This is a genomic window from Pseudomonas fluorescens (assembly GCF_001902145.1).
In the GTDB taxonomy this organism is placed as follows: Bacteria; Pseudomonadota; Gammaproteobacteria; order Pseudomonadales; family Pseudomonadaceae; genus Aquipseudomonas; species Aquipseudomonas fluorescens_BV.
This window is the reverse complement of the sequence record NZ_MRST01000027.1, coordinates 426,997-446,141: the sequence shown is the minus strand read 5'-3', so window position 1 is coordinate 446,141 and position 19,145 is coordinate 426,997. Positions and strand designations below refer to the sequence as shown.

Annotated in this window: 29 protein-coding genes, 1 tRNA gene and 2 pseudogenes; 21 read left to right on the top strand and 11 right to left on the bottom strand. The window is 55.5% G+C overall.

Features of this window, described 5'->3' with window-relative positions; genetic code table 11:
* Positions 1 to 6 precede the first annotated feature (6 nt).
* The 7 genes from rpmI to BUE92_RS24985 all read left to right on the top strand — a co-directional run bounded on the left by rpmI (position 7) and on the right by BUE92_RS24985 (position 4,928).
* Positions 7 to 201, top strand: a complete 195-nt coding sequence (gene rpmI / locus BUE92_RS25015; protein ID WP_002553160.1) for a 50S ribosomal protein L35 — start codon at positions 7 to 9, stop codon at positions 199 to 201.
* Between the two features lie 29 nt (positions 202 to 230).
* Complete coding sequence (gene rplT / locus BUE92_RS25010; protein ID WP_003192488.1) at positions 231 to 587, top strand: 50S ribosomal protein L20; 357 nt, start codon at positions 231 to 233, stop codon at positions 585 to 587.
* A 109-nt stretch (positions 588 to 696) separates the two neighbouring features.
* Positions 697 to 1,713, top strand: coding sequence for a phenylalanine--tRNA ligase subunit alpha (gene pheS, locus BUE92_RS25005; protein ID WP_073526883.1), 1,017 nt, complete (start codon positions 697 to 699; stop codon positions 1,711 to 1,713).
* A gap of 26 nt (positions 1,714 to 1,739) precedes the next feature.
* Positions 1,740 to 4,118, top strand: a complete 2,379-nt coding sequence (gene pheT, locus BUE92_RS25000) for a phenylalanine--tRNA ligase subunit beta (RefSeq protein WP_073526882.1) — start codon at positions 1,740 to 1,742, stop codon at positions 4,116 to 4,118.
* 3 nt (positions 4,119 to 4,121) lie between these two features.
* Positions 4,122 to 4,424 carry an integration host factor subunit alpha gene (ihfA, locus tag BUE92_RS24995; protein WP_002553164.1) on the top strand — a complete coding sequence of 101 codons (303 nt, stop codon included), beginning with the start codon at positions 4,122 to 4,124 and terminating at the stop codon, positions 4,422 to 4,424.
* Positions 4,405 to 4,761, top strand: coding sequence for a MerR family transcriptional regulator (locus BUE92_RS24990; protein ID WP_003174972.1), 357 nt, complete (start codon positions 4,405 to 4,407; stop codon positions 4,759 to 4,761). The genes ihfA and BUE92_RS24990 overlap by 20 nt, the downstream gene beginning before the upstream one ends.
* A gap of 90 nt (positions 4,762 to 4,851) precedes the next feature.
* Positions 4,852 to 4,928, top strand: a tRNA-Pro gene (locus tag BUE92_RS24985).
* A gap of 79 nt (positions 4,929 to 5,007) precedes the next feature.
* Here the strand turns inward: BUE92_RS24985 and BUE92_RS24980 are convergent.
* A complete protein-coding gene (locus tag BUE92_RS24980; protein ID WP_256674012.1) occupies positions 5,008 to 6,171 on the bottom strand; it encodes a tyrosine-type recombinase/integrase in 1,164 nt (387 codons plus the stop codon).
* A complete protein-coding gene (locus tag BUE92_RS29110) occupies positions 6,057 to 6,443 on the bottom strand; it encodes a hypothetical protein (protein WP_232458773.1) in 387 nt (128 codons plus the stop codon). Before BUE92_RS29110 ends, BUE92_RS24980 begins: the two co-directional genes overlap by 115 nt.
* On the opposite strand from BUE92_RS29110, the pseudogene BUE92_RS24975 reads away from it, so the two are divergent.
* From BUE92_RS24975 to BUE92_RS24965, 3 genes and pseudogenes are all read left to right on the top strand, one after another.
* Positions 6,443 to 7,108 (top strand): annotated as a pseudogene (locus tag BUE92_RS24975) (phage minor tail protein L); the annotation flags it as partial. The gene BUE92_RS29110 and the pseudogene BUE92_RS24975 overlap by 1 nt on opposite strands.
* A 2-nt stretch (positions 7,109 to 7,110) precedes the next feature.
* A complete protein-coding gene (locus tag BUE92_RS24970; RefSeq protein WP_073526880.1) occupies positions 7,111 to 7,875 on the top strand; it encodes a C40 family peptidase in 765 nt (254 codons plus the stop codon).
* Between the two features lie 25 nt (positions 7,876 to 7,900).
* The gene (locus BUE92_RS24965) at positions 7,901 to 8,140 is read left to right on the top strand and encodes a hypothetical protein (RefSeq protein WP_073526879.1); all 240 of its coding nucleotides are present in this window, start codon (positions 7,901 to 7,903) and stop codon (positions 8,138 to 8,140) included.
* 10 nt (positions 8,141 to 8,150) lie between these two features.
* On the opposite strand, the gene BUE92_RS24960 is transcribed toward BUE92_RS24965, so the two are convergent.
* Positions 8,151 to 8,387 carry a hypothetical protein gene (locus tag BUE92_RS24960; RefSeq protein WP_073526878.1) on the bottom strand — a complete coding sequence of 79 codons (237 nt, stop codon included), beginning with the start codon at positions 8,385 to 8,387 and terminating at the stop codon, positions 8,151 to 8,153.
* A gap of 646 nt (positions 8,388 to 9,033) precedes the next feature.
* Here BUE92_RS24960 and BUE92_RS24955 point away from each other — a divergent pair.
* Complete coding sequence (locus BUE92_RS24955) at positions 9,034 to 9,438, top strand: hypothetical protein (RefSeq protein WP_256674006.1); 405 nt, start codon at positions 9,034 to 9,036, stop codon at positions 9,436 to 9,438.
* Between the two features lie 254 nt (positions 9,439 to 9,692).
* The gene (locus tag BUE92_RS29105; protein ID WP_256674005.1) at positions 9,693 to 9,983 is read left to right on the top strand and encodes a hypothetical protein; all 291 of its coding nucleotides are present in this window, start codon (positions 9,693 to 9,695) and stop codon (positions 9,981 to 9,983) included.
* Positions 9,984 to 10,100: 117 nt separating this feature from the next.
* Here BUE92_RS29105 and BUE92_RS24945 read toward each other — a convergent pair whose 3' ends face one another.
* Positions 10,101 to 10,508 carry a hypothetical protein gene (locus BUE92_RS24945; protein WP_073526875.1) on the bottom strand — a complete coding sequence of 136 codons (408 nt, stop codon included), beginning with the start codon at positions 10,506 to 10,508 and terminating at the stop codon, positions 10,101 to 10,103.
* 327 nt (positions 10,509 to 10,835) lie between these two features.
* Positions 10,836 to 11,711, bottom strand: a complete 876-nt coding sequence (locus tag BUE92_RS24940; protein ID WP_073526874.1) for a hypothetical protein — start codon at positions 11,709 to 11,711, stop codon at positions 10,836 to 10,838.
* Positions 11,712 to 11,920: 209 nt separating this feature from the next.
* On the opposite strand from BUE92_RS24940, the gene BUE92_RS24935 reads away from it, so the two are divergent.
* The 7 genes from BUE92_RS24935 (at position 11,921) to BUE92_RS24905 (ending at position 15,776) form a co-directional block, all read left to right on the top strand.
* Positions 11,921 to 12,358 carry a phage tail tip fiber protein gene (locus tag BUE92_RS24935; RefSeq protein ID WP_256674004.1) on the top strand — a complete coding sequence of 146 codons (438 nt, stop codon included), beginning with the start codon at positions 11,921 to 11,923 and terminating at the stop codon, positions 12,356 to 12,358.
* 340 nt (positions 12,359 to 12,698) lie between these two features.
* Complete coding sequence (locus BUE92_RS24925; protein ID WP_073526872.1) at positions 12,699 to 13,379, top strand: hypothetical protein; 681 nt, start codon at positions 12,699 to 12,701, stop codon at positions 13,377 to 13,379.
* Between the two features lie 46 nt (positions 13,380 to 13,425).
* A complete protein-coding gene (locus BUE92_RS28575) occupies positions 13,426 to 14,043 on the top strand; it encodes a hypothetical protein (RefSeq protein WP_178380748.1) in 618 nt (205 codons plus the stop codon).
* A complete protein-coding gene (locus BUE92_RS28570) occupies positions 14,043 to 14,180 on the top strand; it encodes a hypothetical protein (protein WP_178380747.1) in 138 nt (45 codons plus the stop codon). The genes BUE92_RS28575 and BUE92_RS28570 overlap by 1 nt, the downstream gene beginning before the upstream one ends.
* A 2-nt stretch (positions 14,181 to 14,182) precedes the next feature.
* Positions 14,183 to 14,743: a tail fiber assembly protein gene (locus BUE92_RS29195; RefSeq protein ID WP_073526870.1), complete on the top strand. Its 561-nt coding sequence runs from the start codon at positions 14,183 to 14,185 to the stop codon at positions 14,741 to 14,743.
* A 59-nt stretch (positions 14,744 to 14,802) separates the two neighbouring features.
* On the top strand, positions 14,803 to 15,228 hold the full coding sequence (locus BUE92_RS24910; RefSeq protein WP_073526869.1) for a cell wall hydrolase: 426 nt from the start codon (positions 14,803 to 14,805) through the stop codon (positions 15,226 to 15,228).
* A complete protein-coding gene (locus BUE92_RS24905) occupies positions 15,228 to 15,776 on the top strand; it encodes a lysis system i-spanin subunit Rz (RefSeq protein WP_073526868.1) in 549 nt (182 codons plus the stop codon). Before BUE92_RS24910 ends, BUE92_RS24905 begins: the two co-directional genes overlap by 1 nt.
* A gap of 8 nt (positions 15,777 to 15,784) precedes the next feature.
* Here BUE92_RS24905 and BUE92_RS24900 read toward each other — a convergent pair whose 3' ends face one another.
* Entirely contained in the window at positions 15,785 to 16,342 is a 558-nt protein-coding gene (locus tag BUE92_RS24900) for a hypothetical protein (RefSeq protein WP_073526867.1), read from the bottom strand.
* Between the two features lie 84 nt (positions 16,343 to 16,426).
* Positions 16,427 to 17,107 carry an SOS response-associated peptidase family protein gene (locus BUE92_RS24895; protein ID WP_073527218.1) on the bottom strand — a complete coding sequence of 227 codons (681 nt, stop codon included), beginning with the start codon at positions 17,105 to 17,107 and terminating at the stop codon, positions 16,427 to 16,429.
* An 83-nt stretch (positions 17,108 to 17,190) separates the two neighbouring features.
* Here BUE92_RS24895 and BUE92_RS24890 point away from each other — a divergent pair, with 83 nt between their 5' ends.
* Positions 17,191 to 17,400 (top strand): hypothetical protein, encoded by a 210-nt coding sequence (locus BUE92_RS24890; RefSeq protein ID WP_073526866.1) that lies wholly within the window; start codon positions 17,191 to 17,193, stop codon positions 17,398 to 17,400.
* On the opposite strand, the gene BUE92_RS24885 is transcribed toward BUE92_RS24890, so the two are convergent.
* The gene (locus BUE92_RS24885; RefSeq protein ID WP_073526865.1) at positions 17,392 to 17,745 is read right to left on the bottom strand and encodes a hypothetical protein; all 354 of its coding nucleotides are present in this window, start codon (positions 17,743 to 17,745) and stop codon (positions 17,392 to 17,394) included. The two genes, BUE92_RS24890 and BUE92_RS24885, sit on opposite strands and share 9 nt — an antisense overlap.
* 318 nt (positions 17,746 to 18,063) lie before the next feature.
* A pseudogene (locus BUE92_RS29095) lies at positions 18,064 to 18,213 on the bottom strand (tyrosine-type recombinase/integrase); the annotation flags it as partial.
* Positions 18,214 to 18,274: 61 nt separating this feature from the next.
* On the opposite strand from BUE92_RS29095, the gene BUE92_RS24875 reads away from it, so the two are divergent.
* The gene (locus BUE92_RS24875) at positions 18,275 to 18,508 is read left to right on the top strand and encodes a hypothetical protein (RefSeq protein ID WP_073526863.1); all 234 of its coding nucleotides are present in this window, start codon (positions 18,275 to 18,277) and stop codon (positions 18,506 to 18,508) included.
* Between the two features lie 51 nt (positions 18,509 to 18,559).
* Here the strand turns inward: BUE92_RS24875 and BUE92_RS24870 are convergent, their stop codons facing one another.
* Both BUE92_RS24870 and BUE92_RS24865 read right to left on the bottom strand, forming a co-directional pair.
* A complete protein-coding gene (locus BUE92_RS24870) occupies positions 18,560 to 18,847 on the bottom strand; it encodes a type II toxin-antitoxin system RelE family toxin (RefSeq protein WP_073526862.1) in 288 nt (95 codons plus the stop codon).
* Entirely contained in the window at positions 18,837 to 19,124 is a 288-nt protein-coding gene (locus BUE92_RS24865) for a type II toxin-antitoxin system Phd/YefM family antitoxin (RefSeq protein ID WP_073526861.1), read from the bottom strand. The genes BUE92_RS24870 and BUE92_RS24865 overlap by 11 nt, the downstream gene beginning before the upstream one ends.
* Positions 19,125 to 19,145: the final 21 nt, after the last annotated feature.

Sequence of the window (19,145 nt, the reverse complement as noted above, 5' to 3'; positions counted from 1 at the left end):
CCGAACATGCCAAAGATGAAAACTAAAAGTGGTGCTGCTAAGCGGTTTCTGAAAACTGCTAACGGCATCAAGCACAAGCACGCTTTCAAGAGCCACATCCTGACCAAAATGTCGACCAAGCGTAAGCGTCAACTGCGCGGTAGCAGCTTGCTGCATCCGTCTGACGTGGCAAAAGTCGAGCGCATGCTGCGCCTTCGTTAATTTTGGTTCAAGAATAGAGGAAGTAACTCATGGCTCGTGTAAAGCGTGGCGTCATGGCCCGTAAGCGTCACAAAAAAATTCTGAAACTTGCTAAAGGCTACTACGGCGCGCGTTCACGCGTATTCCGTGTTGCCAAGCAAGCGGTAATCAAGGCAGGCCAATACGCCTACCGCGACCGTCGTCAGAAAAAACGTCAGTTCCGCGCTCTGTGGATCGCTCGTATCAACGCTGGTGCACGTGTTAACGGTCTGTCCTACAGCCGTTTCATCGCTGGCCTGAAAAAAGCGTCCATCGAAATCGACCGTAAGGTTCTGGCTGAACTGGCCGTGAACGAAAAAGCGGTGTTTGCTGCGATTGTCGAGAAAGCTAAAGCCTCCTTGGCTTAAGTACCCCCGACAGTCACCCTGGGCTACTCCTGTGGCCCAAGGTGGTAAACGTCATAAATAGGGGAAGAGCCTTCAAGCTCTTCCCCTATTTTGTATCTGGAGTCTGTACATGGAAAACCTGGACGCGCTCGTCGCCCAAGCCCTTGAGGCTGTGCAAAGCGCTGAAGATGTAAATGCCCTGGAGCAAATCCGGGTTCACTACCTTGGCAAGAAGGGTGAATTGACTCAGGTGATGAAGACCCTGGGAAATCTGCCCGCTGAAGAGCGTCCGCAAGTCGGTGCGCTGATCAACGTCGCCAAGGAGCGTGTCACAGAGGTTCTCAATGCGCGCAAGGCGTCGCTCGAGGAGGCCGATCTTGCGGCCAAGCTCGCCGCCGAGGCCATTGACGTGACCTTGCCTGGTCGTGGCCAGGCCTCGGGCGGTCTGCATCCGATCACCCGGACTCTGGAACGTATCGAACAGTTCTTCACCCACATCGGCTACGGCATTGCCGAAGGCCCTGAGGTCGAAGACGACTACCACAACTTCGAGGCGCTCAACATCCCAGGCCATCACCCGGCCCGGTCGATGCACGACACCTTCTATTTCAACGCCAACATGCTGCTGCGCACCCATACCTCGCCGGTACAGGTCCGCACCATGGAAGCGAACAAGCCGCCGATCCGTATTGTCTGCCCAGGCCGTGTGTACCGTAGCGACTCGGATATCACCCATTCGCCTATGTTCCACCAGGTCGAAGGCCTGCTGGTTGATCGCGATATCAATTTCGCCGACCTCAAAGGCACCATCGAAGAATTCCTGCGGGTGTTCTTCGAAAAAGAGTTGGCGGTACGTTTCCGTCCTTCGTTCTTCCCGTTCACCGAGCCATCCGCTGAAGTCGACATGGAATGCGTGATGTGCAGCGGTAAAGGCTGCCGTGTGTGCAAGCAGACCGGCTGGCTGGAAGTGATGGGCTGCGGCATGGTTCACCCCAACGTGCTGCGCATGTCCGGGATCGACCCGGAAGAGTTCTCGGGTTTTGCCTTCGGCATGGGCGTTGAGCGTCTGGCCATGCTGCGTTACGGCGTGAACGACTTGCGTCTGTTCTTCGACAACGACTTGCGGTTCCTCGCGCAATTTCGCTAGTCGTAACGAATCTTTAGGAGAGCAGGATGAAATTCAGTGAACAATGGCTGCGTGGCTGGGTAAGCCCGCAGGTAGATCGCGACGAGCTGGTTGCTCGCCTGTCGATGGCCGGTCTTGAGGTCGATAGCGTTACGCCGGCCGCCGGTGTTTTCAGTGGCGTGGTGGTGGGCGAGGTGTTGAGCACCGAGCAGCACCCGGATGCCGACAAATTGCGTGTGTGTCAGGTCAGCAACGGTTCGCAAACCTTTCAGGTCGTGTGCGGAGCGCCTAATGTGCGCCCGGGCCTGAAGATCCCGTTCGCCATGATCGGTGCCGAGCTGCCGGGCGACTTCAAGATCAAGAAGGCCAAGCTGCGTGGCGTTGAATCCAACGGCATGCTGTGCTCCCAGGCCGAGCTGCAAGTGGGTGAGGGCAATGATGGCCTGATGGAGCTGCCGGCCGACGCGCCAGTGGGTCAGGACATCCGTGTTTACCTGGAGCTGGAAGACGCCATCATCGAGGTCGACCTGACCCCCAACCGCGGCGACTGCCTGTCCCTGGCTGGCCTGGCCCGTGAAGTGGGCGCGCTGTACAACGCACCTGTCACCCGCCCAGTGGTCGCTGCCGTACCGGCGGCACACGACGAAGTACGCTCGATTGAGGTACTGGCGCCAAACGCCTGCCCGCGTTATCTGGGGCGTGTGATCCGTAACGTCGACCTGTCCAAGCCAACCCCTCTGTGGATGGTCGAGCGCCTGCGTCGTGCCGACGTGCGTAGCATCGACGCCGCCGTCGACATCACCAACTACGTGATGCTGGAACTTGGCCAGCCGTTGCATGCGTTTGATCTTGCCGAAATCAATGGCGGCATCCGCGTGCGTATGGCCGAAGAAGGCGAGAAGCTGGTGCTGCTCGATGGCCAGGAAGTCAGCCTGCGTGCCGACACCCTGGTTATCGCCGACCACGCTCGCGCCCTGGCAATTGCCGGCGTGATGGGTGGCGAGCACAGCGGTGTATCCGCGACCACTCGTGACGTATTCCTTGAAAGCGCGTTCTTCGACCAGATCGCGATCGCTGGCAAGGCTCGTTCCTACGGCCTGCACACCGATGCGTCGCACCGCTACGAGCGTGGCGTGGACTGGAAACTCGCCCGTGAAGCCATGGAGCGCGCTACCGGCCTGCTGCTGGAAATCACCGGTGGTGAAGCCGGCCCGATTACCGAAACCGTCAACGAACAGTACCTGCCGTCGATTGCACCGATCACCTTGCGTGCCAAAAGCGTTGAGCAAATGCTCGGCCTGGTCATCGAACCGGCTGAAATCGAGCAACTGCTCTCCGCGCTCGGCCTGGGTATTTCCGCGGGCGGGGAAGGGCAGTGGCAAGTTGCAGTACCTAGCCATCGCTTCGACATCAGCCTGGAAGTCGACCTGATCGAAGAGCTGGCGCGCCTGTACGGTTACAACCGCCTGCCGGTTCGCTATCCGCAAGCACGCCTGGCACCGCAACCCAAGGCTGAAGCGCGTGCGCACCTGCCTGAACTGCGCCGCCTGCTGGTGGCCCGTGGTTATCAGGAAGCTGTGACCTATAGCTTCATCGATCCAAAGCAGTTCGAGTTGTTCAGCCCCGGTGTTGAACCGCTGTTGTTGGCCAACCCGATCTCCAACGATATGGCTGCCATGCGTTCGTCGCTGTGGCCGGGCCTGGTGAAGGCACTTTCCCACAACCTGAACCGCCAGCAAGACCGCGTGCGTCTGTTCGAAAGCGGCTTGCGTTTCGTCGGCCAGCTTGATGGCTTGAAGCAAGAGCCGATGCTGGCGGGCGTCGTCTGCGGCAGCCGTCTGCCGGAAGGCTGGGCGCAAGGCCGTGAGGTCGTGGACTTCTTCGACGTCAAGGCAGACGTGGAGGCGGTGCTCGGCTTTGCCGGTGCGTTGGACGCCTTTACGTTCGTGCCGGGTAGCCACCCAGCCTTGCATCCAGGCCAGACTGCACGTATCGAGCGTGAAGGTCGCTTGGTGGGCTTCGTGGGCGCCATTCACCCAGAACTGTCGAAAACCTTGGGGCTGGACCGTCCAGTCTTCGTATTTGAGCTAGTCTTGGCTGAAGTTGCGTCGGGCAAAATGCCTAAATTCAGCGAGTTGTCGCGCTTCCCTGAAGTGCGTCGCGACCTGGCCCTGATCGCCGACCGTGAAGTCGCTGCCACTGCGGTTCTGGATGTAATCCGTGAAAATGCAGGGGAATGGCTGACAGACCTCAGGCTATTTGACGTCTATCAGGGTAAAGGCATTGATCCGCATAGAAAAAGCCTTGCAGTTGGCTTGACCTGGCAGCATCCATCGCGCACTCTTAATGACGATGAGGTGAATACCACGACGCAAAATATCCTCACCTCGCTCGAACAAAGGTTGAACGCCACGTTAAGGAAGTGACGTATGGGGGCTTTGACGAAAGCTGAGATGGCGGAACGTCTGTACGAAGAGTTGGGTCTGAACAAGCGCGAGGCCAAGGAATTGGTCGAGCTGTTTTTTGAAGAGATCAGACACGCTCTGGAAGACAACGAACAGGTCAAATTGTCCGGTTTCGGCAATTTTGACCTGCGAGACAAACGCCAGCGGCCTGGCCGCAATCCAAAAACGGGAGAAGAAATCCCGATCACGGCTCGCCGTGTGGTCACCTTTCGTCCAGGGCAGAAGTTGAAGGCCCGAGTTGAGGCTTATGCTGGAACCAAGTCATAACGACGAGCTACCCGTCATCCCAGGCAAGCGCTACTTCACCATCGGTGAAGTCAGCGAGCTGTGTGCGGTAAAACCGCACGTGCTGCGCTATTGGGAGCAGGAGTTTCCTCAACTCAACCCCGTTAAACGCACCGGGAACCGTCGGTATTATCAGCGCCAGGACGTGCTGATGATCCGACAGATCCGCGCGTTGCTGTACGACCAGGGGTTCACCATCAGCGGCGCACGCCAGCGTATGTCCGGTGATGAAGCCAAAGACGACACCACCCAGTACAAGCAACTGATCCGCCAGATGATCTCCGAATTGGAAGATGTACTGGTGGTGCTGAAAAAATGATTCAAGCTTTAAAAATACTTCCACATTTCAAAAGCTTGCGGTATATTCCGGTTCGCTTCGTTAAGAAGCGAACCCAGTAACACGCCTAGTCGGGGCGTAGCGCAGTCCGGTAGCGCACTAGCATGGGGTGCTAGGGGTCGAGTGTTCGAATCACTCCGTCCCGACCATATTATTCAATGACTTAGGCCAATGTTCACAGCATTGGCCTTTTTCATGCGCGTGACATTTGCGTGACTTGTCGTTTTTTCACGCCTGCTTCCTCTTCAAGATTGTCAGCACCGGTCCGCGAGAATCGGTTGCTGATACCATGTTCGCAGCTTCAATCAGATGCCCGAGCTCGGCGCCCGAGTAGTGACTGGTGATGCTGCCGTTCTTGTGCCCCAGAAGGGCCTTGCGATCTTCCTCGGTTACGCCTGCTGCGCGTAGCCGACGACCAAACGTGTGTTTAAGGTCATGGATCCTGATGGATGCATACCCAGGGTGAGCGGGGCGAAGGTTTTCCTCCTGCCAGAGTTTCGCCGCTCTCACCCGTGCCTTCTTCCAGGCCGAGTCGTTCATTCGGTGCATCGCGGTGCCGTTGTATGGGAAAACCCATTCCTTGCTGATGCCGCGTTGCTTCTCAATGATCGACCTGGCCACGCTGTTCAGCACCACCAGCCTCTCGTCACCGTTCTTCACGCCAGAGCGCTCATGCCTGCCACCAAAGTCGGCGGGTATCAGAAAAACGCTGGTGCCCAGTTCCGGTACCGCGATCTCCCAATCCCACCTCAGCTTGCAGACCTCCTGCTCCCGAGTACCGGTGTTCACCTTGAACAGCGCCATCGTTTGCAGGTGAGCCGGCAACTCTCCAAAAAGAATCGACTGCTCCGGCCACGACATTGGGTACGGCTTGCGGCTCGACTTCTTCTCTTCCAGCTTCGTGAGCATCGGCACGCTATCCAGCCACGGCCTGCGCTCATCGTCTCGCCACTTCCTGGCACACAACGACAAAACCCGAACCACACGCTCGATCGAGATATTCACCGTTCTGTTGCTGACACCTTTCTTTACCTTCCCATCTTCAAGCCTTTTCGTCGCCAACCTGTCCTTGATGAATGGCACCAGGGCATGGTCATCTATGTGGGTCAGCGGCATGTCGCCAATGAATGGGTCGAGCTGTGAAAGATGGTGCGCGGATAGCTTGATTGAAGGCTGATCCTTGAATTCCAGCAGGAAGCGAGTCGCCGCCTCCCGCCAGGTCCTAACCTTCTTCACGCCGTATACCTTCTGCTGCCGGATCTGCTCCAGCCTGAAGATCAGGTAGCGCTCCGCTTCTTCCCGGTCACCAGTTCCAGTGCTTTCGTAAAGTCGTTCTCCGTTGATTTTCTTGTCGATATGCCAGATGCCTTTCCTTTGGGAGAGGCCTGTGATCGATTTTCGCGCCATGATTTATCTCCTTTCTGGCGCTCGCTGCGGGGCGATTGTTGCTCCGTTGCGCCTTTTTTATCAATCGCCTTTGCCTCGACGTACGCCGTGGCCCAGTCGTCCAGCTCCTGTCGATCAAAGCCAACGCCGCGCCCGCCGATCGGGAACTCGCTGACGAAGGGCCTGACGGTCTCGTCGAAAATTGCCCGGCACATGCCCAGGTATCCGGGCGCTTCCTTTGCTCGAATGAACCGCGGTATCAGTTGTTGCGCGCCCATACCTGCGCTTCCATGGGCACGCCATTCCGCATACGCCCGAGGAACTGCTGGCCTATGAGGGCTCGGAAGAGGATCTGCCCGCCAAGTCGATTTGGTGGCAGGGCGCCGAGTACGCGGCCTGGCCGGTCCAGATCGAAGGGATTTCTTCCAGTAGCGACGGCACCGCCTCTCGCCCGACTTTCGCCGCCGGCAACATTAATGGCCGAGTGACTGCCCTGTGCTTGGCTTTCGAGGACCTGCTGAAGTTCAAGCTGACGGTTCGCGAGACCCTGGCCCAGTACTTGGATGCGGTTAACTTTCCCGAAGGCAACCCAACTGCTGACCCTACCCAGGAAGCATTGGAGATCTGGTACATCGACCAGAAAACCAGCGAAGACGGTGAGGCAGTAGTCTGGGAGCTTTCGTCCCCGGGCGAGATCGACAACCATGGGCTTCCCGGGCGCCAGATGACGACGTTCTGCCACTGGGCTATGACCAACGGATACCGTGGGCCGGACTGTGGTTACACCGGCGCGGTCATGTTCGACGATGAGGATAACCCCACGGATGACCCGGCCCTAGACCAGTGCAAGGGCTGTCTGTCGTCCTGCAAGTTGCGCTTCGGCGAGAACAACGAGCTGTCCTTCGGCGGATTCCCCGCCGTTTCCCTGATTGCCCGGAGCTGACCATGCGAAAACACATCGTTGCGGCAATCCAGGCGCACGCGGCGGCCGAGTACCCGAAAGAGTGCTGCGGTCTGTTGCTTGCCATGGGCCGAGCGCAGAAGTACTTCCCCTGCACGAACATCGCCACGGAGCCGAACGAAGAGTTCAGGCTTGATCCAGAGGGCTACGCCGCTGCGGAAGACCTGGGCGAGGTGATCGGCATCGTCCACTCTCACCCGGACGCCACCAGCCGGCCCTCACCGCACGACCTGGCCATGTGCGAATCCACTGCGTTGCCCTGGCACATTCTCTCCTGGCCCGAGGGCGACCTGCGAACGATCACGCCGACCGGCAGCACGCCGCTGCTCAAGCGCCCGTTCGTACATGGCGCCTGGGACTGCTGGCAGGTCTGCGCAGATTGGTACCAGCGCGAATGGGGGATTGAGTTTGAATCCTTCCAGCGCACCGATGGCTGGTGGGAGAGTGCGGAGAACGCCAGCCTGTACGAGGCGAACTACGAGGCTGCAGGTTTCGTGCGTGTCGACCGCCCACAGCGTGGTGACATGATCGTCATGCAGGTTGGGCGCACTGTGCATCCAAACCACGCTGGGATTTACCTGGGCGCCGATCCAGCACTACTAGGCGAGGAGGCGGGCGCAGTCGGCCCCGGCCCATTCCTGCTGCACCACCTGTACGGTAGGCCGTCGGAAATCATCGTCTACGGCGGCCCCTGGCACGACCGAACGCGCCTGATCCTCAGGCACAAAGATGCAAGACAACCAACATGATGCGGCATAGCCGCAGGAGAATGGCATGCAAACCGCGCAACGCTACAATCTGACCATCCACGACCTTTTGACCGCTACCGAAGGCGGAATCTGCGGCGCCGAAGCCGAGGTCGCCATTTTGGATTGTGGCGTCGAGGTTGATCGCGTGAAATTCTCCGGCAAATGCCAGAGCAAAGGTGGCTACTGCCGAAGCTACTACGGCAAGCCAGGGCTGAGCGCCAATATCATGTCAGGCCCCGGTCGTATTGACTTCGAGGTGGTTTAGGCTGGAGGTTTTACTCCGGAGGCGTGAGTCCGCTTACGAAATCGTCAGAGCCGAGCTTATGGGATCCATACTCCACTAAGTAACCGTCATTCAGCCTTTCTGCTTCCGCCTCAGCCACAGCTTTACTAGGGAACACATCGACCAGGTGCCAGTTATTGGGCCTATCTTTGAAGACCGCCCAGCCAAGAACCCAGCCCTTGTTATCCGGATCTTTGGGTAGGTTTTGCGCAATGCTTCGAATTGACATGACCTTTCCTTGGTTAAGATTGAAGGTCTGAGGCTACTACCAGAAAGAATGGCCGCGCCACTGGCATTCCATCCACGCTGGATGCCTGGACAAGAATAGCGCAAGAGGTTGGAACCGGCATCGCTAATAAGGCAAGCTCTCCGGATATTTAGCCAGCAACACGGATAGGAGGATTTATGCCGAGCAAGTCGTATGAAGAAGGCCGCTGGGGTGTATTCAAGGATCGAGGGCCGGGCAGTCCTATTGGCCATTTGATCGACGGAGTCGGAGAGCCTGTTAGGCAGGGAGAGGGGGTGTTTCAAGTTAGGGACGGCGTTCTCTTCGATACCGATGGATCACGTATAGGTTATTTGGCACCTTTGGGTGATAGCTGGGCTGTCAACTTTGGGGATCATATTGGTCATGTGCTTAGACGTTTGCCTGCTTAGCCAGCGGCGGTGGCCTGGCCCCGCGCTGGGCTTTCTGCATCTGGCGGCGTCCTACAGTGGGCCGTGCCGTAAAATGGATCATGCACCTTATGGGTTGTGATATATCTGACTGATCACCCTATTCCGGCCTCTGTTTTTCGTTAGGCTTCCTTATGCCATCTCCGATTGTAGTGCTACTCAATTCTTGGCCACAGCCAAGTACATCTCCTGAGCCAATCGTGTTTGCCACAGACACACTGTTGTTCCTGCGGTACGGCACTGACTACGATGAAACCGCTGTAATCCAGTTTTCGTTAGTCAAGAAATTTCAATTTGGTTCACCAAACGATGAGGCGCTGGGAGGTCATCCTCTGACTGCGTTTGGCCTCAGGCAGTACCAAGTGCATCGCATAGATAATTCGCCTTGGATTGAAGAGCTCGAGCGGCAAAACTCTATTCATCCAAGACACGATCGAAAGCGTTTTTTAAGCGATCTTGTCCACTATGTCTTTACTTTTCAAGACTCTACTTTGGAATGTGTCGTGAATGAGGGACAGTTTTGGCTTCCCAAAATACAAGTACTTGCATCCTATGAAGAGGCCAAGGAAGCCTGGCACAGGCTGATCACTGGCACAGCTCCATGAAGCTTGATCCAGTGTTACAGTCCCGCTAAACCAAAGAGGGAGCGACATACGGATTTTGATAGCTGCGGTGGCAGTTTCGGAGCGTTAAGATGGGGTTCGCAGCAACACTCTGGGAGTGGTATGGGCAGGGGGAGTACAGACGGGTACTCGCCGCTTGTGAAGCGTTTCCTGCTCTGGAGTTCTTGGCGACGAGTGCAGATGAGCAGCGAGAAACAATTCCGGACTGCCCTGCATGCGAAGCGTGGTCTATAGCAATGCTGCCGTTGAACGATACGCTTACCGCGTGTGGCAGCGCATTGCCAGACGAAGTTAGAAGCGGTTTGCACCGTATCTGGCAGCTATGCAATGGCCTGACTGAAGACTCATTTCACTGCGGCGACCGGTTGATATTCGATCATCAAGATTGGCAGCCCATCCGTGATTCAGCCACTGATCTGCTCGGGCTGATGGAGCATCCGGAGATAAGCCCTTTTCTGAATGATCTGACGGTTGATTGCCATAACGAGGTCAATGGGTACGTTGCAGCAAAGCCCGAGCGTTCTTAACAGGCACGAAACAAACCAAGCCCCGCGCTGGACTTTTTTGCATCCGCCTCTAAGTGAAGTGGATGCCAGGCCAGACTCGCGTTTTCAGTGTGATTAGCCTGAATCGGCGAACAGCGTTCACAGGATGCTGAAATGGGTTTCATCGTTCACATCCTCTAGCTTGATCTGCACCCCATTTTCGAAATGAAATGCTATGACGCTTCCGGTGACGGTTGGTGCCATGACGTATCCGCATAACGCTACGCCCACAACGCCTGCGAGCGCACCAACATCGATATGTGGGCAATTCCAGCCTTCTTCCGAATCGCTCCAGGGTTGCGGTGGTGTTGAGGAGGATCTCCAGAATATAATGCCGCAATCAAAATAGGCTCTGTACAACTGACCTCCGAAACTGATGTGACTCACGTTCGCCGGGGCGATCACTTTTCCGTCACAGGCAAATGATTCGCAGATGAAGGAGTCGCATATCAGGCCGGATAGGTCCGGAGGTGTACCGTTGATTTCCATTTCGAAAGTTTCAGTCATGTTCCGTTGCTCGGTTAAAAAACGCTGAGGTTTTGCGCGATGCTTTTTGCATCCTACCCCTCAGTGCTACAGTCCCGCCAAACCAAAGAGAGCAGCATTTGAATCTTCTGCAAGGCGTTGCGGGAATGTAGCAAGGGTAGGGGGCACTTGGCCAAGCAGACGAAATTGGTGACGTCCGCTTTCGACCCAAAGCTACCGGTTAACTATCACCTAAGCGGCATTCATCTATCTGACGACCATGTGCGACTAATTTATTGCGCAAAAAGGTCCGTGCTCGTTGGAGCATAGGGGTGCTACGACAGCGTCATTAGAGTGTGGGGACCAGTCTTATTTTTTTCCCCACTGCCACCATTTTCTATTATTGGTCTTCACTTCATAGCCAGCGAACCATGTCGCGTAGTTCTCAGCGTCTGGGATGATTCCATCGGGAATGTTGGCAGCCAAACGGAAACGAATAAGGGACACTTTGCCCCGTGCTATCTTTTTACGCTCTTTCCGCAGCAACAGCCCTTGTTCATCCAGCATCTGGCACAGAGTCATGGTGAAAAACACCGCTTCATCAGTGTACCTAGCCATGTTCCTCATACAGTCCATGTAGCCGGCGTGACAGTAACCCTCCTTCTGTATTCCGAAATACATGTGGTGGAAATCCATGCCTGGCGGAAACTGCTGGTGTAAAAAGGTATCTGTCATCTCGTTGCGGGTTGTAAGCGCTCGGTTGAGGCAATTCACTGATTCGACTACCTGCAATACCGCACGAGTGGCGGGGCCTCGCAAAGTGATACGTTCTAGGGCTATGGTGCGTAACTCGTCGAGCGGTGGGTTTATCGGGCTGATTTTTTGCAGGTTTTGCATCTCTGAGATAGTGCCAACCTTAGGATCAAGAGACTCACTACGAGCTTTGTTATAGGAATCTGTCATGGGTTTTACCGCATCAATCTTTAGCGCTACGGTAAGATTCAAGGCTTGTTGGGCCAGCAGCATTGCCAAGTTGCAAGCCCGAATTTCCTCATTAACGGAATCGAATCGTTTGCTCCTCTTTGCGATCATCCCTGCGGCCCAGGCCCCGAAACCAGCACCAATCATGCCACCGATAACAGCCGAACTAAGCTGCGAATTTAACCATTTTTCAAGCCACCCTAGGCTTGCAAGAAATGGCGTCGAAGCCATATACACGCCGTTAATCGGCTCCCAGACTGCCATCGCTCCTCCTTGACCTGCCCCTAAAAATAGCTAGCAATCATAGCTGTGGTGCTTGTCAGGAACAATCGCGAGCATCTTGCTGTATTTAGTACTCCCGAAAATAGGCAATAGCGCGCTCATGAACACGTCTGAGTTCGCCCTCGACAGACAGCTGTCCTTGGAATTGCCCAGCCCCGCGCAGGGCTTTTTGCATCTGGGACAGAATGGGCGTGGAGTTTGACGGCAAGGTACTGGCCCAGACCACTATGAAGGCTCAAACCATCGTAAATGGCCAAAGGGTTGTATCGGGCTTGGCCTTTGGTTCGAACGGAGAGCAGTCGGAATTTCTGATCTTCGCTCAAAGGTTCGGCGTCGTTAACGAGATAGACGGAAAGATCGACCCAATGTTCGTCATTGAGAACGGCCAAGCGGTGTTCAACACGGCGATCATTAGCAAGGCGATCATTCAGGAAATCATCCTTGGCATGGTACTTCGCTCGCCGACGGTGGACTCGAAAGGCCGTCCACTGCTGGAAATCAACATTCCGGCGGGCACGATGACTGTGCGTGGCGAAGGCACCGACGGTTCGAGCTTGTTCGATAACAGCGGTCTCTCGGTTTTCGATGCGAACGAGAAGCGTCGAGGCAAGTTCGGGAGGCTTACCTGATGGATGAATATGGCCTAGCTACCTGGGACGAGAACGAAGTTCAACAACTTGGCCCCGCATCTTTCACGCTACGCACCGTTTTCTCAACGCTGGTCACCTTCTCTGGACCGGTCACTGGCGCCGGCGCTGCGCAGGTCTTCTCTGTGCCAGGGGTGACCCCACTAAACTGCATCGCTATCGTTGTGCCGATTGGGCCATATACAACCGGGTTACACACAGTAGTTCAATACGAACCTGAAATACTTACGGATCAAATTAGGGTGTGGAGGGGGCACAGGACCGCTGTTGATGGAAGGTTTGGGACTGGGACCCAGCGCCTTATAGTGTCGAGGTACAAATAATGAGCTGGGGGTTTGAGTTTAAGAATAATGACGATGTCGTTATTCTCGATTCTGAATATGCGCGTCTTTCAATTCTCTCTAAAGGGCGTTTTGTCCCTACACAAGAGTCTGGTCTTGGCTCGTCGACAAACTTTGAGAGAGTTATAACCACCCAAGAACCGCCGTTGGTATTTGTCAAACCTGACAATATTGGAATAATTGCTGGTCTCTGCAGGGTCCTCATACTTGGGTCGCCGGGCAACTGGACAGGCTTTTACGTTCGAGCATATGACGTGAACACGGCTCAGCCCAGGGGTAACTACTTTGCAGCAGCATTCTCAGCAAGCCCTACAGCTCTATGGGGAGGCCGGCTTTACGATCAGAATGAGTCTTTGATTTTTGACACGGGAACTCCCAGCGCAGTGTTCAGCAAATCTTTGGCCTCTTGGAGTTACGTGACATCAGGAAGTGACGCGCAAGGCCAGACCATGGTTTATTTTAGTGTCCCTTTTGTCTTCTCTAGTAATGAGTATATGCTGATTAATAACTTCGGTATGGATGTCGCCGGGAGTTCATTTCGGGCTTCAGCTTTGTATTGTTGGTGGGATTTTCCCGCGAATCGGTTATGGGCGATTACTATAGGGGTAACACCACAAAACACTCTTTATATACCCGCTGTGTTCGCGAAAATGCAAGCGTGACTCTTGAGGTTAATCCTGCTGTTATAAATTTTGATTGGAGAAAAACATGGCTTCTTGGTTTTCAGAAGGAACCGTTACTGTTACGAACGGCAATGCCGTTGTAATTGGCGTCGGTACGAAGTTTTCTAACTGCCGATCTGGCGACATGTTTGTCGGTCCAGATAACGGCATCTATCAGGTGATCAACCCATCCAGCGACACGTCCGTCTCTATCTCGCCAGCCTACCGTGGCGCCACCTCAGCGGGCGCTGCTTACGGCATCGTGCCAGTGAACGGCTATCCAAAGGCTTTGGCTGATGCGGTCAATCTGATGGTCCAGCAGTGGGGCGCGACTCTCGCTGGCCTGGGTTCTGTTTCCACGGAGAACGTAGTGCCTGTGACCAAGGGTGGTACCGGTGCGACTGCGGCAGCGCAGGCCCGAGTGAATCTTGGTCTTGGTACTGCTGCCACTGCAACGGTTGGCACAGCGGCCGGCAACGTTATGCCGGTTGGTGCTTACGGCCTTGGGGGGCATCGCGCTATGTCACCACAAACCCCGATAGCTCAAGTATTGGCAGCGGTTTCAACTACTACGACGACCAATCTGGCGGGGCTTCGCAAGCGAACGGGAAGTTCTCCATTAAGTACAGTTTTGGGGCCGGCCTTAATCAGGGATTTGAGCTAATGGCCCAACCCTGGAGTCCGAAGCTCTACTTCCGCTATAGCTCCAGTTCGGCTGGCGCTCCCTGGTATGCACCGCTTGAAATCTATACCACTGGCAATACCACCCGTGCCCAAGACGGCACCCTTAAGGCGATCTGACCATGGCAAGAGCAGCAATCAATATCGTGGGCGAGACCGGCTCTCTGTTTGACATCACATCGCTCGGTGGCAAGGACATCGACAGTTACCGTTCCGGTGTGGGCGTGTATTGCGTCACCGGCACCCAGGGCATGGTGCCTTTCCCGCCTGTAGACCAGGGCTGGGGTTACTCGCTGCATCCTTCGGAGAACACAGCCAAGGTTGAAATTACCTTCGCTGATGATCTTCTGACTGTGACGGTCACTATGGGCGGTGAGCCCTACGACCTAAAAACAATGATCACGCTTCACATCGTTGTGCCCGATATCCCGCTGGAGCAAGTGCCGGAGCCTCCGCCGATTGTTGTTGACCCGTTCGAGGCCGCCCAGGCTGAGATTGTCCGCCTACGCGCCATTGCCGACTATGCAGTAGCGCCGCTTCAAGATGCTGTAGATGTCGACGAAGCCACGGATGCGGAGATCGCCTTGCTAAAGGAATGGAAGAAATACCGTGTGTCACTAAGCCGTGTACCGGACCAAGAGCAGTATCCGGACGCTATTGAATGGCCCGTCGCCCCAGCGTAACTGCCGCCGTCTGACTGATACCCGCCACTGAGCGGGTTTTTTATTGCCTGGAGAAAAGCATGAACGCAACCGAGAAAGACCGGGACATCCTGGCGCGCACCCTGTGGGGCGAGGCCCGCGGCGAAGGGATGGATGGTCAAATTGCCGTGGCCTGGACCATTCGCAACCGTGTGTTCGATGGAAAGGCCAAGTCCTGGTGGGGGGAGGGATACGCCGGCGTGTGCCTGAAGCCATGGCAGTTCAGCTGCTGGAACCAGAACGACCCGAACTACGCCTACCTGAGCGGTGCCAAGCAGATCCCGGCAGCCCAGTTCGCCCAGGCCCAGCGTGCGGCTGACCAGGTGATGTCCGGCGCCGTGCCTGATCCAACCGGCGGCGCCACGCATTACTACGCGACCACGATGCCAAAGGCCCCGGTCTGGGCGGCAAAGGCCAAGCAGACGCTGCGCCTTGGTCACCACATATTCTTCAAGGATGTGCCGTGATGACGCCGGTACAGAAGCTGATCGGCCTGGGGCTGGCAATTCTGCTGGCGCTGGCCATCGGCTTTGGCGGTGGGTGGCAGGTTCAGGAGTGGCGCCTGGGCAAGAGGATGTCTGAGCGTATCGCGGAGCAGGGCGCCCGCCACCAACAGGAACTGGATGCAATCACTGGCGAGGCCTGGCGCCAGCAGTCGGCCGAACTGGATAAGCGCGTGGCCACCGAACAACAGCTCGCGCTCCAGGACCAACAACACACCAAGGAATTATCCGATGCCCAGCGCAACCAGGCTCGCCTGCGTGACCAGCTTGCTACTGCTGATGTCCGGCTGTCAGTCCTCATTGAGGATTCAGCCAGTGGCTGCAACGTGCCTGCCGCCCCCGGCGCCGTCGGCGTGGTTCATGCAGCCCGTCGAGCCCAACTTGACCCAGCGCATGCGCAACGAATTATCGCCGTCACCGATGCCGGCGACCAAGGATTGATCGCGCTACGGGCGTGCCAAGCGTATGTTAGGGCTATTTATAAATTGAGTTACTGCGGCTCTAAAAAATAAAATTGTGATTACGGGTTTTTACTTGAATTGATAGCTTGTGTGGGAAAGTAGGGTAGTGTGTTTTGAATGATGAAGTATTGCTGGATTTTTGTGGGTGCTTCTGTTTGTTCGATGATTTTGTTTATGTTTTGGTTTATGGGTAATAGGGACTGGTTTATATTCTCAAGTGTTTTTGTTGTGTGCTCTGGTAGTGAGATGTCTGACTTGATTTGTATCAAGGAAAGAACTGAGCTAACCATTGCGGCTGCTATTGAAATTATCAGGGCGTAAGTTGCGTATTTAGAGGCGGAGTTTGCCGATAGTCGAGCTTCCTCTAGTTCGGCATGGCTTAGCAGTCTAAACTTGTCTGAAACTGTAAAGAATAGTTCTATGAAATCTCGCTGTGTATGTTTAAAGTATACAACTTGATTGTGGAGAAAAATTTCTTTTCTGTCTATTTGCAATGCTAATATATTTTTTTGGTTTGGCGTTAAATTAAGTGCAGTGGCCAGCTCTCCCAGGTTGAAAGACTCTTTGTTTTCTGCGTATTGTAGTGCCAGTATGTATATATCTTCGAGCTTGGACATTTTATGATTCTTTTTGATGTTAAGTGCTATGATTGTTTTTGAATTGTGATGCGCTCAACATATTTTACCCTATATGATTCCTCATTAGGGCGCTACTTTGATTATGTTAGCAGCTTGATTTCGAATGTTCCCTACCGCCATGCTCACTCTAAACCATTCGAAGATTTCTGCGGGCTCGCCCTGGTGCAGCACCATCTGCTCGGCACGCTCCTTGGGTGTGCCAGGGTCCAACCATTCCCGGGCCAAGTCCGGCGTCAGCACCACTGGACGGCGGTCATGAATGTCTACCATGCCGCCGGCGCTGTCGGCGGTGATTATCACGAAGCCGTCATGCTCGCCCGGGCCTTCATCAGCATCCGGTAATTGGCCAATCGCAGCGCAGAATATCGGTGCACCATCCCGCCGGCGGATTAGGTAGGGCTGCTTCTTGGGCCCACCTTCATCTACCCACTCAAACCAGTTGTCGATAGGCGTGATTGCACGGTGCGGCCAGATGGCCCGGAAGAAAGGGCCGTGGGCGACTTTCTCTACGCGTGCGTTAATAGGTGCCGCCCGGTCTTTCGCCCAGTGCGGGCGCCATCCCCAGCGCACCGGGTCAGCATGTAGCAGGTCGCCCTGCAGGTGCAGCAGTGCAACCGCAGTTGATGGCGCCACGTTGTACCGCTCAATTGGCTGATCGCCCACGGAGTTCGCCAGAGCATTGGGCATGCTCAGCGCTGCAACGAAATCGTGGATTCCCCGGTACTGCGAAAGTCTCCCGCACATAAGCATCTCCGCTCGTCGCCCCCGATGAACAGCCGGTCCCCGGCCAATCTCTACACTGTAGACACTGGCTCGAGGTATTCGTCATGGCGATCAACATTGATCAGGTGAACGCAATGGAGGCGTGGTTTGCTCTACGCAATGATCCAGCCTTCATATCGGCCACGCCTGAGGAGCGCTACGAAACGCGATTGGCCCTGGCTGACGACCTCAAGCAACAGGGGCTGATCAGCGAAGGTGAGTGGCGGGAACTGACTGAGGAAGCTGTAGCGGCCTATGCCGACGAGTTAGTCTAATGGCTGCTTGTAAACGCTAAGCTCGACCAGCAGGCGCTGATTCTCCCTGAGCAAATGGTCGCGCTGCCCGGTGATGATCTTCACGCTTTGCACTGAGGCAAACGAGTACTGCTTTTCCAGCTTGCTTATTTTCTCAAGCGCCTCGGCGAGCTTCTCCTCTGTCTCAGCCTTTCCCGTCATCAGCAGGTCATTCATCTGCACCAGGCCGGCGATATTCGCCCGTGCTCGACGCAGCATGCGCTCGGTCTCCACCAGCTCATCTACGAGGATTGAGCATTGGTGCTGATACATCTCAAGGGGAGTGGGGCAACCGAGCCAATCATCGGTGTCCATGTCAACGTTCATAGCGTGAATCTCAAATACTGTATGTGCGTACAGTAATCGAGGTGGTGCAGGTTTGGGGAGTGGTGTTCGTCGGCAGGACGCCGGGGCGGGTGCGTGACATTTGCGTGACTCTCTCACGCGCTTGTAAGCTCTTGTGGGCAGTCGATTGCAGCGAGCGCCAATAAAAACAGCTACTTAACAAGGTTTTACAGATGTACTGCGTGCATGGGGTGCTAGGGGTCGAGTGTTCGAATCACTCCGTCCCGACCATATTATTCAATGACTTAGCCGAACTCTAACCAGTTCGGCTTTTTCATGCGTAGGGACTTTTGCGGGGGATCATCCCAATTTCCTCCTCAAGATGGTTAGCGCTGGCCCACGAGAGTCAGTTGCCGATACTTTGTTCGCAGCCTCAATCAGATGCTGCAGCTCCGGGGTAGAATAGTGGCTGGTGATGCTGCCGTTCTTATCCCCATCGCGGGCTTTTCTTTGCCTGGAGTTTGCCAATCACGCCAGTATTTACCTAAGCTGCATTTTTCTATGCCCTCGAATGGAGTCGAAGCCATGCCCGCCCCCGCAATACTCACTCCCTGATACGCTTGAACGAATCTACGAGAACCAGCTTGCTTTGGAAGCGACACTGATGGAGCTGACATTGCTCGTCGAGCGCGAAGGCAGCGTCGAGGCTGGCGGCAACGTGCGTGGTGCCCTGGAGACGATCGGCGAGAACGCTGGGTACATCAAGCAAGGCTTGGCCAGGTTGAGAGCTCAAGAGCCGGATTGATCCAGCAGCAAACGTTTATAGCCCGCCGATGTGCGGGCTTTTTCGTTGAACCTACCGTTTCGCAGCCTGCTCGTACACGGAGCTTCGCTCGCGCTTACCGACGGCCAGCACCAGGATGACAATTCGCTCATCCTCGACGCGGTATACAAGACGGTAGCCGGCTCCGCGCAATTTAATCTTGTAGCAATCCTTCATGCCATGAAGCGCATCGCCTGGCACTCGAGGCCCGGTTTGCCGCTCCTGAAGCTTTTTCAAAAACTGGAGACGGATTGCGCCGTCGAGTTTACGCAATTCCTTCAGCGCCTTCGGATCCCACTCAACTTCGTACTCAGTGGCCATTGGCGATATCTGCCTCGGCTTCGCCAATCAGATCGTCGAGGGATACTCGAACAGGTGTTTCTTTAGCATCGAGCCGAGCCTTGACCAGTTGGACCAGTTCCAGCTCGTCCAGGCGCTCAACCATTGCCTCGTAGACGTTGGCGGGGACCATGTAGCCCATAACGCGGTTGTGGTTCAGCACGGCCACGGGCAGGCCGTTGGCACCGCTCAAGACGGAGGAGGGGTTCTTCTTGAGTTCGGAAACGCTCACTGCCACGTCAGCCAGAATATTTTGCATAGATAAGACTCCTATATAGGT